Genomic DNA, 13,971 nt, shown 5'->3' with positions numbered 1-13,971 from the left:
ACCCAGGCTTCCCGGATTGGGGTTCGGGTCAGTTCGCGGGTAGTGGTAGTTCAGATCTGGGTTGGAGCAGCTCGGTAGCTCGCTGGGCTCATAACCCAGAGGTCACAGGTTCAAATCCTGTCCCCGCTACTCCGAGACAAGACCCGGACCAGATGGTCCGGGTCTTGTTGTATTTCAGCGGGACCGTCCTCACCGGGGCGGCGCAAACCCTCCCCAGACTGCGATGGAACCGCCTGGGCTCTGGGCATCGACGCGGTAGCTGTCGTGCTCGAGATCGCGGACGCCGGTGGCGTGGTTGTACTGACTCGCGAAGTCGTGCTGTCCGGTCGGCACGGTGCGGCCCGGCTTGAGGGTCCAGCGGTAGAGCAGCGCGCCGTCGGACTCCTGAACGGTGACGGTGAAGTCGTCGCTCGGCAGGGTCTGCCAGTGGCCGGTGTTACGCACGTCGCCGGTCTGGGCGATGCGCAGCTCCACGGTGACTGAGGTGAGCGGCTTGGTGGTCTTGAGGGTCAGGTTGCTCTGAGCCCAGTAGATCGTGCTGTGGGGGTCCAGCGAGCCTTCCGACCACAACGGTCCGTCCTCGACCCGGCTGTCGTCGGGCGGAGTCGGGTGCGCGCTGCCCCAGGTGGGGGCAGGGGATGGTGCGGGGGCCGGACCGGTAGTGGTGGTGGTGCCGGATGACGGCGTCGGACTGGGCGTGACGGTCGGGGGCGTGACCGTCGGGGACGGGACCGTGGGAGCGGGTGCTGTGGCCGGCAGCAACGGAGCTCCGCCGATGGCGGCAGCGACAGCGAGACCACCGGTCGCCAGGGTGGCAGCAGCGACGATTCCGACGATCGCCGCCCGGGGCCATGACCTGGCGATCGATGCTGTGCGGTGCCGGACACCGGGGTCGGCCGCGCCGCGTTCGACGCGCGCCAGGATCCTGGCGCGGTTGGGCTCGTGAGCCGCGGCGGCCTCTCGCAGCCGTCGGCTGATCTCGTCGTTCATCGGTTCCTCCCTCCTGCAGCCAGTTCGCCGACCGTCTTCGGGGCGAGTATCCGTTCCAGCTCGGCCATCCCCTTCGAGGTCTGGCTCTTCACCGTACCGACCGAGATGCCCAGCGCAGCGGCGGTGTCTTTCTCCGACAGATCGAGGGCGTGGCGCATGACCACGCACGCCCGTTTGCGGAACGGCAGCCGGGTGAGCGCGGCTCGGACGTCCAGCACAGCCGCAACGTCCGGCCCGTCCACCTGTTCCGTGCCGAGGGACCAGAACAGCGCTACTCGCCGTCGCTCGCGTACCCGTCTCCGGATCTGTTCCCGCGCGAGATTGGCCACCACGCCGCGGGCGTAGGCGACCGGGTGTTGCGCAGCCCGCAGCCGGTCCCAGCGCTGCCACAGGGCGACCAGCGCATCGGCGGCGAGATCGTCCGCCGCTTCCTTCTCGCCGGTCAGGAGGTGGGCGAGACGGGCCAGTTCGGCGTAGTGGCGTTCGAAGAAGTCGTGGAACTCTGCGGACGCGTCGTCGGCGAGCATCTCCCGCGATTGCCCTCTCCTTGCGATGTGCGCGTTGACAAGCGGCCTGAGCGTAGCAACGCCCCTCGCCCGCGGCCGGACCGCGATCACCCGTGGGCGGGAGTCCTGACAAGGGGCGAGCGGCACGGTCAGTGCCGAGCGAACTGGACCCGGGTCGGCTGCGCGACGTCCGGTTCGAGGGCGATCCCGCCGATGGTCAGCCGCTCACCGTAGATGTCGGTGATCCTGATCGCTCTGCCGCATCCGTTGCCGTCCTCGGCGAGGAAGTAGTTGTAGTCGGTGCGTTGCAGCTTGCGCCATCCGTTGGCGGTCCGCACCTCGAGCGTGGCCACCGGGTTGCGGTGGCCGATCACCTGGATACCGCACCACCACTGACTGGACCCACCCTTGTACCGGATCGAGATCGTGCCGGACTCGGCGGGGCTCAGCAGCTTCCAGGTGATGGGGAGCCGGCCGACGGAGAGGTCGGCGAGCTTGGCGAACGCCTGTTGGCTGAGGTCGAGCTGCCCGGGTTCGCACGGCAACGGGCATTCGTTGACGATCCGCACCGTGATGGCCGCCCCGTTGGCGGCGCGGACCATCACGTACGCCCCGCATGCCTTGGCCGACTCGTAGTCCGTGTGGTTCATCGCCGCGACCATCAGGTCGTCGGACGGGCCGTAGAGGCAGGCACCGTTCCCGTCGCCCGCCTCGTAGGCGGTCGCGACGCCCCGGTAACGGATGGCGGGCTTGATCCGTCCGGCCAACGACCCGGTGGACTCCGCGGATTCCGCGCGCGGGCTGCTGGACTTGCTGGCGGCCGACGGCGTTCGCGTACCGCGGGGTGATGGCGGCGGGCTGGCGACCGGCGGCTTCGTCGGTGCGATCGTGGCGTCGGGGGTCGCGGTCGGAGAGCCGGAATCGGCCGGGCCGCTCGTCGGCGGAGCCGTGACGGACTCGTCGGCGGTGCGCCGGGTGTCAGTGCTGCCGCCGGTGACGAGCACGGCGGCCAGGCAGATCACAACGCCGACGGCCAACAGCGCCAACGGAATGCGGATGGCTCGCCGGTGCTTGCGCAGCGGCTGCGCCGCGCCGTGATTCGTTGTCCTCATGTCCATCCGTTCCATAGATCGAGTCGACGTTCCGCAGCGCAGTTGCCGCCGGAGTCGAAAAGGTTGCCGCCCCTTGCGCAGCCAGGGCTGCGCAAGGGGTGTGGGGTCAGGACGGGTCGCCGTACTGCAGACCCCGTCCGTTGGTGCCGATGTAGACGCGGCCATAGGTGTCGGGATCGCCGGTGATGACGCCGACGCTGCCGATGGCGCCCCACTGGTGGGCCTTGTCGTTGACGCGGAGCCAGGTGGCGCCCTCGTCGGTGGAGCGGAAGACTCCGGTGACGTCCTTGACGGTGCCGATCAGGTACAGGGCCTGGTAGCCGGTGCCCGGCTTGGCCTTGCCGAAGCCGAGGGCGGAGGCGGACTGCACCGACTTGAGCGTGCTGAAGTTCCGGCCGCCGTCGGTGGAGTGCAGCAGACCCTTGTCACTGCCGGCGATCCACAGGTCTCCGGCGACGCCGGGCACGGCCGTGAGCCGGCCGGAGGGCAGGTTGGTGGCGCGGGCGGTGAAGGTCGCGCCGCCGTCGGTGCTGGCGTAGAGCGTGCCGCCGGACAGTGAGTAGAAGGTCTTGGCCGAGGAGCGGTCGGCGACGACCACGGCGTCGGTGCCCAGGCCGCTGACCCTCGACCAGTTGGACCCCTTGTCGGTCGAGCGGTACGGGGCCTGGCCGGCCTCGGTCCAGACGATGGTGGAGCCGTCCGCCGCGAGCGCGACACGGCCATCGTTGGCGTCGGCAACCGGTTCCGCCTTGAAGCCGTTCCAGGTGCTGCCGCCGTCGGTGGAATAGGCGCCGTCCTGATCGCCGCCATGGCCGACCCGGACCATCGTCGAGGGCTTGGACTGGGCGAAGTCGATGTCGGTGCTGTTGGTCATCATCGGGTTCGACAGCCGACCCGAGGGCACCTTGGTCAGGGAGCCGTGGCGGAAGCCGCCCTGGTCGCCCATGGCGGTGATGACGGTGGCGCCGCCGGGCGGGGCGATCGCGTCCAGCAGCGAGGTCTCCTCCAGACCTCGGGCTCCCACGGTCCAGTGGCTGGTACCGCCGCTGTCGGAGGCGTTCGCGTCCTTGCTGCGCCAGATGCCGTTGCCGGTGCCGTACAGCACGTGCCCGGAGTTGAAGGGGTCGATGGCCAGTGCGGTCATCCAGTGCCCGGTGTGGGTGCCGACGTACGGAGCGCCGGAGGCGTCCCGCTTCGACTTGTCGGCCAGTGCCTTCCAGTTCGCGCCGCCGTCGGTGCTCCGGTAGATCTCGTCCTCGGGCCACCAGCGGTCGAGGGTGGTGACCATCACCGTGGACGGCTTGCGCGGGTCGACGGCCAGACCGGAGAACCCGTATTTGCCCTGCGACGGGGAGATGTTCTTCCACGCCCCGCCCTTCGGCGTGTACTTCCACACCGAGCCCGCCGTCGCGTCCATGGGGCCGGTGCTGTTGCTGTAGGACAGGTACAGCGAGCCGTCACCGGAGACCACACCGTGGTGCGGCATCTGGCCGGTGGGCTGCCCGGCGACGGCCTGCCAGGTGCGGCCGTTGTCGGTGGAGCGGTACAGGGAGGTCGACGAGTCTCCGACACCGACGTAGATCGTCTTGCTGCCGGCGTTGCCGTACGTCACGAAGGAGATGCCCGCGCCGCTGCTCGCGCCGTTCTTGACGGGGAACGAGGAGACCTGACGCCATGTCACGCCGTAGTCGGTGCTGCGCCACAGGCCGTTCTTGCGACTGCCCAGCAGCAGGGTGCCGTGGTCGGCCGGGTCGACCACGAGCCGCTCGCCCGTCCCGCGGCCGTGCTCGTTTGCGCCCACCTTGAACGGCAGATCGGTGCGCTTGAAGGTGCGGCCCCGGTCCGTGGAGCGCAGGATCGCGCCGTTGCCCGCCCAGTCGTTGGTGTAGGTGCCCGCCATGAGGTAGAGCCGCTTGGGGGCGACGGGGTCGGTGGCGATCGAGTCGATGCCCAGCAGGTTCCAGTCCTTCTCGCTGACCCAGTCGGTGAGAGGGATCCACCGCTCGGCCGCCGCGTTCCAGCGGTAGGCGCCACCCATGTCGGTGCGCGCGTACAGCAGGCCCTTCTCGCGCTGGTTGAACACGAGGCCGGTGACGTAACCGCCGCCAACCACCTGCGCGTTCTTCCACTTGTACGGTCCGGACGCGGCCGCCTGGGGCTGGGCCGACTTCACCACATTCTGCTGCTGATTCGCGGTGCGCTGGTCGGTCGACTGCTGGACACGGGCGCCGTCGGGCGTGGAGGAGCTGTTGGCGTCGAGCACCCTGCCGCTGCGCGCGGAAGTCGGCTGGTCGGCCTCCTGCGCGAACAGGACTGACGGCACGACGATGGCGGGTACGCCGACCAACAGACCGGTGGCGATCCATCGCCTGCGGTAACGCCCGCGGGGCGCGCGGTTGGTGGGGTTGTCCATGGGGGATGTACTCCTTGCATGTCTTTCACCGAAGGAAGGCGGATCCAGGCAACGGCGTGGCCTGGATCCGCCCCCTAGTGGTCACAGACCCTGCAAAGGGTTGCCGCGTCCGGGGATCTTTTCAGAGGTCACATGTGGTTCTGACGGCTACGAGCGGAAGGGGCCGCTGATCTCGTAGGTGATGCCGCCGCTGGACGAGCCTGTCGTGCCTCGCTGCGAGGAGAAGTACATGCGGTTGCCGGCCGGGTTGAACGCCACGCCGCACAGCTCTGACGAGCTCTGCCCGGTGACGCGGAGGAACGGCGCCACGACGTCGTCGGGGGTGATGATGCAGATCTCCATGTTGCCGCCGTCCTCGGCGACGTACAGGTCTCCGGCCCCGGCGCCGGTGATGTTGTCGACGCCGGTGAGCGGCGGGTTGCTGGTCAGGTTGTCGTCGTAGACGACGTCGAGGGTGTTGGCGGCGGCGTTGTAGGCCCACACCTTGTTGTCGCCCTTGGTGGTGAAGTAGCAGATGTCGTTGCGGTAGTAGGCGCCTTCACCGCCGTTGAACAGCTTCATGTTCGACACCTGGTCGCGCGTGGGCGTCGGCGAGCCGTCCGGGTCGGGGACATCGGCCCAGGTGAGGTTCGTGGTGAGCACCTGCAGCTTTCCGGCGGACAGGTCGCCCCAGGTGGTCGGGACGAAGCGGTAGAAGCCGCCGTCGCTCTTGTCCTCGGTCTGGTAGACCACCTTGCGGACCGGGTCGCAGGCGGCGGCCTCGTGGGTGAACCGGCCCATCGCGGCACGACGGACAGCGGGCTTGACGCCCCACGGGTCGGTCTCCCAGCTGTAGCCCGTGTCGTGCTCCTCGCACGAGATCCAGGTGTTCCACGGCGTCGGTCCGCCCGCGCAGTTGCGGGTGGTGTTGCCGAGGATGCGGTAGGCGCTGGTGATGTTGGCGTTGCTGTCGAACTTGAGGGCGCTCACGCCGCCCGCGCCGCTGCTCATCTCCGAGTTGGAGACGTAGATCCAGCCGGTTCCGTCGGCGAAGCAGACGCCGCCGTCCGGGGCGCTGTGCCAGGTGTAGCCGGTGTTCGCGACGGTCCTGGTCGAGCGGGCGACCACCCGGCTGGTGAACCCTGCGGGCAGCATGATGCCGTTGGCGTCGGCGGCCAGGAGAGCGCCATAGGGGCTCGGTCCTGTCTTGGCCGGGTAGGCGATGGCGGGACGAGTGACGCTGAACCCGAAGGCGACGGTTCCAGCGCCGACAACGGCGGCACGTAGGAAGTTGCGACGATCCATGGTGGAGTCCTTCTGGAGTCTCGGCAGATGGAAATGTGCGCGACATACGCTAGAGATCGGGACCCCGGCCGAGGCGTCTGCAGGACGAACAATGCTCAACGCCCAGGCGCCGACCGTGGTGGACGACAGCGGCCCGATTTCGGAGGACGATGGGGCCATGAGCGTGGACGTGCTGGTGGAGACGACGATCCGGCGATCGCCGGCCGAGGTGTCCGCGTACGCCGGAGACCCGAGCAACGCCCCGACCTGGTACGCCAACATCCGCTCGGTCGAGTGGCGCACCGAGCCGCCGGTGCGGGTGGGGTCGAGGATGGACTTCGTGGCCCAGTTCCTGGGGCGCAGGCTGGCCTACACCTACGAGGTGGTCGAGTGGGTGCCGGGGGAGCGGCTCGTGATGCGTACGGCCGACGGACCGTTCCCGATGGAGACCACCTACACCTGGGAGCCGGCGGGGGAGGGCGGCACCAGGATGACGCTGCGCAACCGCGGCAACCCGTCCGGTTTCTCTCGGGTCGCTGCGCCGGTGATGGAGCGGGCGATGCGGCGGGCGACGACCAAGGACCTGGCCGAGCTCAAGCAACTCCTCGAGTTCTGAAGAGCTTGTGGTCAGGCCGGTGCGGCGAGGATCTCCTCGGCGGTCCGTAGACCCGAGCGGACGGCTCCCTCCATGTAGCCGCTCCATTCGGTGGCGTACTCGGCGCCGGCCCAGTGGATCCGCCCGACGGGTTCTCGCAGGATCGGTCCGTAATTCGTCCAGACGCCGGGACCGAAGCCGGCGCCGTAGCAGCCGCGGGTGAACTCCTCGGCGCTCCAGTCCTTCTCGACGTACGAGATCGGTGTGGCTGCCCCGCTCCCGAAGTAGCGCACGAAGCAGTCGATGACGCCGCGGCGGCGCTCCCCGCCGGGAAGCCGCTGCCAGCTGCGGGCCTCCCCGGCCTCGACGAAGCCGATCAGGATGCCGACGTCCGCGCTGGGAGGGGAGACGTCGAAGGTGATCTTGACCGGGCCGAGGTCGGACATCGCCTGGCCGTTGAGCCCCTGCTCGCGCCAGAACGGCTTCGGGTATGCAGCGAAGCACTTCACGACCGTCCCGGCCGGCACCCGCTGCGTGAGCTGGTCGCGGCCGGCGGGAAGGATCGGGTCGTAGTCGAGCCGCCCGGCGAGGGTCGGAGGCAGGGTGACGAGAACGTGTCGCGCCGTGTGGATCTCGCCATCGCGGGTGATGGCGCTGGCACGCTCGACGGTCTGGACGATCCGGGCCACGGGCGACCTGAACCGTACGTCCTGGCCTTCGGCGAGGCGCTGCGAGACCAGCACCGATCCACCGACGACGCGGTCCTTCTGGGCGCCGCTGTCGGTGGAGGCGAGGGTCTCGAGATCGCCGTTGCTGATCGTGTAGAAGAGCGTGTGCAGCAGGGAGAGGTCGGAGGCGTCGGCCGAGTAGAGAGCCTCGGCCAGCACGCGGAAGTAGGAACGACCGGTGGTCGTCCTCAGATTGCGACGGATCCACGACTCGAAGGTCTGCCCGTCCAGCAGAGTCGCCTTGGGATGCGCCCACGGACGCTCGACGTCGACGCTGCGCGCGAGCCTCTCGTAGCGGGCCAGGCCCTGGGCGAGATCGGCCAGGACGATCGGGTTGAGCTTGGGGGTCGCGCCCTTCTGCGGACCGAGGCGGGACTGCTTGCCGCCGAGGTCGACGAGCAGCTCTCCGGCGTCGTTCCAGGTCGGGAAGGTCTCCAGGCCCAGCTCGTCGACGAGCCGGTACATCTCGGTGTGACCCTCCCCGATCCAGGTGCCGCCGAGCTCGATCGGGTGCCCTTCGAGGACTCCGCCCTCGGTGCGACCGCCGACCCGGTCCCGTGCCTCCAGCACCACGACGGACTTCCCGGCAGCGGTGAGCTTGTCGGCCGCGCTCAGACCGGCCAGGCCGGCTCCCACCACGACCACGTCGGTATCGGGCATCGCGGGAGCCTCCGTTCACGTCGGTCGTACGGCTGAAATCACGGTACGACGTTCTCGGTGCGGCTGCGGCGGGATCGTTGTGCCTGACGGTCTTTGCCGACATTTGGTGACAGGGTTTGGCCATGAGCGAGGACGCGGTCGACGAGGAGAAGACGAGGCTGCGAGCCCTCGGCGTACGTGTTCGGCAGGGGGCTCGGGATCTGCTCCCGACCACGTCGTTGACGCTGCGCGGGGGAGAGGTCGCGGTGGCCGTCGGCCCGCCGGGAGGCGGGCACACGTCGCTGGCCCTGGCACTCGCCGGGCGGCTCCGGCTGGACGCGGGCAGGGTGGAGCTGGACGGTGACGCGTCGCCGCGGGTCCTGCAGGCCGCGGTGGCGCTGGTCGACGTGCCGGGGGTCTCCGAGCCCGACGAGATGGTGCCGTTCCGTACGATCCTCGGCGAGGAGCTCGCCATGGCGAAGCAGAAGCCGAGTGCGGCAGCCATCGACGGCTGGCTGGGGGAGTACGACCTCGCGACCGGTATCACCACGGAGGCGGTCCCGCCGGTGCCGCGCCTGGAGATCCTCGCGCGGATGGCGCTGCTGAGGCCCGGGACCCGCTTCCTCGTCCTCACCTACCCTGAGCGCCTCGGCCTGCCGGCCGCGCAATGGCTCGACATCGCCAACGACCTCGCCGGCTCCGAGAGCCGGCCCGGTGTCCTGGTCACTGCGAGTCGTGCGGTCACCATCCCCACCGGCGTGCGTACGTTCACCATCGGTCCGACGGAGGAAGCATGAACTCGCTGCGTATCGCCCTGACCGAGCTGCGCCGGATCACGGCCGGGCGGCTGGCGAAGCTCGTCATCGTGGCGCTCGTCCTCGTCCCCACGCTCTATGCCGGGCTCTACCTGTACGCCAACCACGATCCGTACGCTCACTTCGATGAGCTCCCAGCAGCGCTCATCGTGGAGGACACCGGGGCCACCACGACCGACGGCACGAAGATCGACGCGGGGCGCGATGTCGCCGACAAGCTCCTGAAGTCGGGCGACTTCGACTGGTCGGAGGTCTCCGCGGAAACGGCGGAGAAGGACATCCGGGAGGGCGACTACTACTTCGCCCTGCGGATCCCGGAGGGGTTCTCCCGCACGCTGACCGGAGCCGAGCGGCTCGACCCGAAGCAGGCGCAGATCCAGGTCATCACCAACGACGCCAACTCCTACCTGTCCACCACGATCGCGACCAACGTCACCGACAAGGTCCGCGACGCCATCGCCAGCGAGGTCTCCGAGCAGGCCGCGGCCAACTTCCTGCTCGGCATCTCCGACCTCCGCTCGGGTCTGGTGAAGGCCGCAGACGGCGCCGCGAAGCTGGAGAAGGGCGCGGGCACGCTGCGCGACGGAGCCGGGAAGCTGGCCACCGGAGCCGGCGACCTCGAGAACGGACTGAACACCATCGAGGGCAAGGTCGCCGACCTGCCCAGCAAGACGCGTGAGCTCGCCACCGGTGCCCGCAAGGTCGCCGACGCCAACGGCGAGATCGCTGCCACCGGGCAGCGAGCGGCGACCGCTGTCGATGACGCCGTCGCCGCCTACGAGTCGAACCGGGACGACCTCGACGCCCGGCTCCAAGCGCAGGGGCTCGATGAGCAGCAGCGGGCCGAGGTGCTGGCCATCTACGACCGCGGCTCCGTTCCGCTCGATCGCGTCGACCAGCGCGTGGGCGACGTCTCCGGCCGGCTCGACCAGCTCGCCACCGGTGCCGACCAGGTCGCGGACGGCAACGAGCAGCTGGCTTCCGCGATGCCCGATCTCGTCTCCGGGATCTCCCAGGCTGCCGACGGCGCCGGCGAGCTCAGCACCGGAGCGACCAAGCTGCGTGACGGTGCCGCTCAGCTCGCCACCGGCGCCGGTGACCTGAAGAAGGGGCTGCAGGACGGCGCCGCGCAGGCGCCCGCCACCAACGAAGAGCTGCGCGACCGGATCGCCTCGACCATCGCCGACCCGGTCGCCATCGACTCGGTCTCCGAGGCGAAGGCGTCCTCGTACGGCGCCGGGCTGGCACCGTTCTTCCTCGCTCTGGGGGCATGGATCGGCGGGTACGTCCTCTTCCTGCTCGTCCGGCCGATCTCGACCCGCGCGCTGGCCGCCAACCAGACCCCGCTACGAATCGCACTCGGCGGCTGGCTCACCCCGGCGCTCATCGGTGCCGCGCAGATGGCCGTCGTGCTCGTGGTCGTCGGTCTCGCCGTCGACATCACCCCGGTGAACTGGCTGGGTACGTTCGGATTCCTGCTGCTCACCTCGGCGACCTTCGTCGCCATCGTGCACATGCTCAACGCGCTCCTCGGTGCGCCGGGCCAGTTCCTCGGCCTGGTCCTGATGGTCGTCCAGCTCGTCACCGCCGGGGGCACGTTCCCCTGGCAGACCATTCCCGGGCCGCTGCACCCGCTCCACCACGTACTGCCGATGAGCTACGCCGTCGACGGGCTTCGCCAGTTGATGTACGGCGGGCTCTCGGGGCGGGTCGTCGCCGACGTCCTCGTCCTGGCCGCCTTCCTCGTCGGCGCACTGCTGCTGACCAGCTACGGCGCCCGCCGGCAACGGGTCTGGACGCCCAAGCGGGTGCGACCGGAGATCGCCCTGTGACTCTTCCGGGTCGTCAGCGGTGCTCGTGCCACAGAGCCAGAGCTGTGCGCGAGGTCAGGTTGACCTTCGACAGGATCCTGCTGACGTGGTTCTCGACGGTGCGCTCCGACAACGTCAGCTGCCGCGCGATCGCGGCATTGCTCATCCCCTGGGCGACCAGCGCCGTCACCTCGGCCTCGCGAGGGGTGAGCACCGGGTCGCCCTCGCTGGACCCGAGCAGTGCCTCGAGCCGGTCGACCAGCGGTGTCATGCCGAGTCGCCGAGCCAGCTCGAGGGCGCCGTCGGCCTGCTCGCGGCGGGCGCGCGAACGGGTCGGAGCGACGGCGGCGAGCTCGGCGAGCACGTACGCCTTGGACGGTAGGGCGTGGATCTCCTCCACCCTGACCAACGCGGACCGCAGGTGCTCCTCTGCGGTCCTGAGGTCGCCGAGCAGTCCGGCGAGGCGGCCGAGAGCCAGGCCTACCGGGCCTTGGTAGGGCGCGTGGGCGTGAGCGATGACGTGCTGGTGCTCGTACGGAAGCAGGGCGGAGTACAGCCTTGCCGCGTTGGCCTCGTCACCGAGCCAGGTGCAGACGTCTGCGGCGTCTGCGATCGCCATCAGGAACTCAGGCGCCTCCAGTGGTACTGCTGTGACATGGGCTGCGAGCGCTCGCCACTCGTCCGCGGCCTCCGCACGGAGGCCCGCACTCTTGAGCGCCACGCACAGCCAGATGCGTGCGACGTACGGGAGGTGCTCGACCTGCTCGCGCACCGCATCGAGCAGGGGCCTCGCCGTGCCCTGATGGCGCGCGGCCTCGAACGCGAACGACAGCCGCATGAAGGCCGCGTCGCTGTGCTCGCCGCCGATCCGGGCAGCCTCCTCGGCAAGGCGTACGGCGTCGTCGAAACGGCCATCCACGAGCGCCTGTGATGCCCGCACCAAGAGCACGCGCGACTGCCATGCCGGACCCAGCTGCTCGGCGAGCACCGTCAGCGAAGCCAGTTCGCCCAACAGCTCTGCGCGTCGGCCGTTGGCGGCGTGAACGTCCATCGACCAGAGTCGGCCCCACGCCTGCATCTCCCGGTCGCCGACGGTCAGGCCCAGCGCGACCGCGCGGCGTGCGAGCGCCAGACGGTCGTCCTCGCGCAACGGGTCCTGCAGGGCGGCGACGCGCGCGTGGATCTCGACGAACTCGACCCCCGCGGCGATCCCACCTTCGACATCGACCTGCTCGCTTGCGCGGAACACGTCGCGGGTCGCCTCTACCTGGGCCATCACCGATGCTGCCGCCTCCAGCCCCGCCGGCCCGGCGCGATGCAGCAGCGCGAGCGCGTCGCTGGCCAACGCGTGCACCCGCGCGCGAAGCAGGGGATCGACTGGGCGGCGGACCAACGTGGCCGCAGCCGCAATCAGCGACGGGTCTGTGGTCTCGGTGCAGCCCTCGACAACGGCGACGCAGTCGCGTACGGCATCTGCCACGGCGCCGGCCGCGTACTGCTCACGAGCCCGGCCGAGCTGCTCGCGGAGACCGTCCTGCATGCGCACCACTGTAGGGCGCGAAGTCGGGCCGTCGCTGCCTTGTTGAGCGGCCCAGTTGAGTGGTTCCCCTCATGTGCACCCGGTGCGGACCTCCCTACCGTCGACAGCACCAGCAGTGCCGTCCCAGGAGGACCACCATGACGACCCACCCCGTGCAGCCGACCGCCACGACTCAGCCTCCGCGCCCCGATCTGCGCGCCGCCCTGGCACCGGGCCTGCTCACCATCATCGCCGGTGCCGCGCAGGGTGACGGCGCCATCATCACGGCGGTCTACCGCAACGCCTCGCCGGTCTCCGACGAGCAGCTGTCCTACCCGTGGGAGGGCGCCACCGCGATCACCACGTCACTGATCTGGGGCGCCACCCAGGTGCTGATCGTGGTCGGCCTGCTTGCGTTCGTGCGCAGCGGCGCGGCGCCCACCAGGTCCGGCCGCGTCGGAGGGTGGCTCGCCGTGGCAGGGGCCATGCTCTATGTCATGGCCCACGCGCTGTCGCTGGTCGCCTCTGACGCTGCTCTCGACGACCCGATCGCCGTCGCCGTGCTGTCATGCTTCGGCGTCGGCACGCTGCTCACCGCGGTGGGCCTGATCGCAGCTGGCACGGCGACGCTACGGTCGGGAGTCTGGGCAGGCTGGCGCCGCTTCGCGCCGCTCGCCCTCGGCGTCTGGATGGTCGCGATGATGCCACTGCAGTTCACCCCGGCACTCCCGGTCGCCGTCGGAGTCTATGCGCTCGCCGTCATGGCATTCGGTGTGGCGATGATCCGGGAGAGCCTGGGACGGGAGCCACTGCGCTGACGAGCACCGGCGCCTACGGTGTACGCAGAAGCAGCGGAGGGAGGGAGGCACCTCGATGATGCGATCACGGACCGCAGCGCTGGTGACCTGGACCTATGCCGCCATGTTCGGCCTCCCGGCAGTGCCAGTCGCGATCTTTGTCGCGGAGAAGGGCAGACTTCCCTCCCTGTGGGGCCTGTTTGACATGTACGCCGGTCCCTGGTCCTCCCGGTTCGCTGACGACCGTGTGATCGCCCTACTTCTGGTGTATCTCGGCATCGTGCTGGTCGCCGTCCTGTCCGGTTGGCTGCTGTGGAAGAGGCGCAAGGCCGGCGCGGTGCTGAACCTGGGACTGCTGCCGGTGGAGGCACTCTTCTGGATCGGTTTCGCTCTCCCTGTTCCCTGGCTGTTCGGGATCGCGAGAGTCGTGCTGGTGCCCCTGGCGTGGCCGGAGCTCTCCGGATCGCGCCTTCACGCGACTTCCGCGACGCCTCGAAGGAATCGGGCCGCAGACTAGGAGCGCGTTCGCGATCAACCAGCAGCTGGTGACGGCGCAGGGGATGGCGCGGATCCATCCCGAAGCTTTGGGCGAGGCTGCTGAGCCGATCCTCGGGAGTGTTGTGAGGGCCGTGGGCGACATCGTCGCGCACGGTCTGCTGCGCCAACGAGGCCTTGTAGCGCGTCGAGCGCGTTCTCTCCGGGAGGCAGGGATGCCTCCTGTCGCTCGCCATGCCGCGCATCAATGTGCGCGTAAACAGCAGACGGTTGACAACAGACAAATGA

The 13,971-nt window shown here is 69.6% G+C and carries 12 protein-coding genes and 1 tRNA gene; 6 read left to right on the top strand and 7 right to left on the bottom strand.

Annotated features, from left to right (window positions below; genetic code table 11):
• The first annotated feature begins 54 nt into the window (after nt 1-54).
• A tRNA-Met gene (locus tag ABTX24_RS28375) sits at nt 55-129 on the top strand.
• A 60-nt stretch (nt 130-189) separates the two neighbouring features.
• Here the strand turns inward: ABTX24_RS28375 and ABTX24_RS28370 are convergent.
• The 5 genes from ABTX24_RS28370 to ABTX24_RS28350 all read right to left on the bottom strand — a co-directional run bounded on the left by ABTX24_RS28370 (nt 190) and on the right by ABTX24_RS28350 (nt 6,305).
• A complete protein-coding gene (locus tag ABTX24_RS28370; RefSeq protein ID WP_350844448.1) occupies nt 190-990 on the bottom strand; it encodes a hypothetical protein in 801 nt (266 codons plus the stop codon).
• Nucleotides 987-1,517 (bottom strand): SigE family RNA polymerase sigma factor, encoded by a 531-nt coding sequence (locus ABTX24_RS28365; protein WP_350844446.1) that lies wholly within the window; start codon nt 1,515-1,517, stop codon nt 987-989. Before ABTX24_RS28365 ends, ABTX24_RS28370 begins: the two co-directional genes overlap by 4 nt.
• Nucleotides 1,518-1,645: 128 nt before the next feature.
• Nucleotides 1,646-2,608, bottom strand: coding sequence for an expansin EXLX1 family cellulose-binding protein (locus ABTX24_RS28360; protein WP_350844444.1), 963 nt, complete (start codon nt 2,606-2,608; stop codon nt 1,646-1,648).
• Between the two features lie 106 nt (nt 2,609-2,714).
• Nucleotides 2,715-5,021: a carbohydrate-binding protein gene (locus ABTX24_RS28355; RefSeq protein WP_350844442.1), complete on the bottom strand. Its 2,307-nt coding sequence runs from the start codon at nt 5,019-5,021 to the stop codon at nt 2,715-2,717.
• 147 nt (nt 5,022-5,168) lie between these two features.
• Nucleotides 5,169-6,305, bottom strand: a complete 1,137-nt coding sequence (locus ABTX24_RS28350; protein ID WP_350844440.1) for an alkaline phosphatase PhoX — start codon at nt 6,303-6,305, stop codon at nt 5,169-5,171.
• Nucleotides 6,306-6,462: 157 nt separating this feature from the next.
• Here ABTX24_RS28350 and ABTX24_RS28345 point away from each other — a divergent pair, with 157 nt between their 5' ends.
• The gene (locus ABTX24_RS28345; protein ID WP_350844438.1) at nt 6,463-6,900 is read left to right on the top strand and encodes an SRPBCC family protein; all 438 of its coding nucleotides are present in this window, start codon (nt 6,463-6,465) and stop codon (nt 6,898-6,900) included.
• Between the two features lie 11 nt (nt 6,901-6,911).
• Here ABTX24_RS28345 and ABTX24_RS28340 read toward each other — a convergent pair whose 3' ends face one another.
• Nucleotides 6,912-8,267, bottom strand: coding sequence for a flavin monoamine oxidase family protein (locus ABTX24_RS28340; RefSeq protein WP_350844436.1), 1,356 nt, complete (start codon nt 8,265-8,267; stop codon nt 6,912-6,914).
• Nucleotides 8,268-8,389: 122 nt separating this feature from the next.
• Here ABTX24_RS28340 and ABTX24_RS28335 point away from each other — a divergent pair, with 122 nt between their 5' ends.
• Together ABTX24_RS28335 and ABTX24_RS28330 are read left to right on the top strand one after the other, a co-directional pair.
• A complete protein-coding gene (locus tag ABTX24_RS28335; RefSeq protein WP_350844434.1) occupies nt 8,390-9,043 on the top strand; it encodes an ATP-binding cassette domain-containing protein in 654 nt (217 codons plus the stop codon).
• Complete coding sequence (locus ABTX24_RS28330; RefSeq protein WP_350844432.1) at nt 9,040-10,893, top strand: YhgE/Pip family protein; 1,854 nt, start codon at nt 9,040-9,042, stop codon at nt 10,891-10,893. The genes ABTX24_RS28335 and ABTX24_RS28330 overlap by 4 nt, the downstream gene beginning before the upstream one ends.
• A gap of 13 nt (nt 10,894-10,906) precedes the next feature.
• Here the strand turns inward: ABTX24_RS28330 and ABTX24_RS28325 are convergent, their stop codons facing one another.
• A complete protein-coding gene (locus ABTX24_RS28325) occupies nt 10,907-12,412 on the bottom strand; it encodes a LuxR C-terminal-related transcriptional regulator (protein ID WP_350844430.1) in 1,506 nt (501 codons plus the stop codon).
• 137 nt (nt 12,413-12,549) lie between these two features.
• Between ABTX24_RS28325 and ABTX24_RS28320 the strand changes: the two genes are divergently transcribed.
• Nucleotides 12,550-13,209, top strand: coding sequence for a hypothetical protein (locus ABTX24_RS28320; RefSeq protein ID WP_350844428.1), 660 nt, complete (start codon nt 12,550-12,552; stop codon nt 13,207-13,209).
• Nucleotides 13,210-13,264: 55 nt separating this feature from the next.
• A complete protein-coding gene (locus ABTX24_RS28315) occupies nt 13,265-13,705 on the top strand; it encodes a hypothetical protein (RefSeq protein ID WP_350844426.1) in 441 nt (146 codons plus the stop codon).
• Nucleotides 13,706-13,971 lie beyond the last annotated feature (266 nt).

It is taken from the genome of Nocardioides sp. NPDC127514, from assembly GCF_040302125.1.
Classification (GTDB): Bacteria; Actinomycetota; Actinomycetes; order Propionibacteriales; family Nocardioidaceae; genus Nocardioides.
Note: the sequence above shows the minus strand (reverse complement) of the source record. Positions and strands in the feature narration are given on the sequence as shown.

Coding starts and splice junctions, on each gene's coding strand:
- ABTX24_RS28355 (WP_350844442.1), bottom strand. CDS start 5,021: ATGGACAACCCCACCAACCGCGCGCCCCGCGGGCGTTACCGCAGGCGA.
- ABTX24_RS28315 (WP_350844426.1), top strand. CDS start 13,265: ATGATGCGATCACGGACCGCAGCGCTGGTGACCTGGACCTATGCCGCC.
- ABTX24_RS28330 (WP_350844432.1), top strand. CDS start 9,040: ATGAACTCGCTGCGTATCGCCCTGACCGAGCTGCGCCGGATCACGGCC.
- ABTX24_RS28345 (WP_350844438.1), top strand. CDS start 6,463: ATGAGCGTGGACGTGCTGGTGGAGACGACGATCCGGCGATCGCCGGCC.
- ABTX24_RS28340 (WP_350844436.1), bottom strand. CDS start 8,267: ATGCCCGATACCGACGTGGTCGTGGTGGGAGCCGGCCTGGCCGGTCTG.
- ABTX24_RS28325 (WP_350844430.1), bottom strand. CDS start 12,412: ATGCAGGACGGTCTCCGCGAGCAGCTCGGCCGGGCTCGTGAGCAGTAC.
- ABTX24_RS28360 (WP_350844444.1), bottom strand. CDS start 2,608: ATGAGGACAACGAATCACGGCGCGGCGCAGCCGCTGCGCAAGCACCGG.
- ABTX24_RS28370 (WP_350844448.1), bottom strand. CDS start 990: ATGAACGACGAGATCAGCCGACGGCTGCGAGAGGCCGCCGCGGCTCAC.
- ABTX24_RS28335 (WP_350844434.1), top strand. CDS start 8,390: ATGAGCGAGGACGCGGTCGACGAGGAGAAGACGAGGCTGCGAGCCCTC.
- ABTX24_RS28320 (WP_350844428.1), top strand. CDS start 12,550: ATGACGACCCACCCCGTGCAGCCGACCGCCACGACTCAGCCTCCGCGC.
- ABTX24_RS28350 (WP_350844440.1), bottom strand. CDS start 6,305: ATGGATCGTCGCAACTTCCTACGTGCCGCCGTTGTCGGCGCTGGAACC.
- ABTX24_RS28365 (WP_350844446.1), bottom strand. CDS start 1,517: ATGCTCGCCGACGACGCGTCCGCAGAGTTCCACGACTTCTTCGAACGC.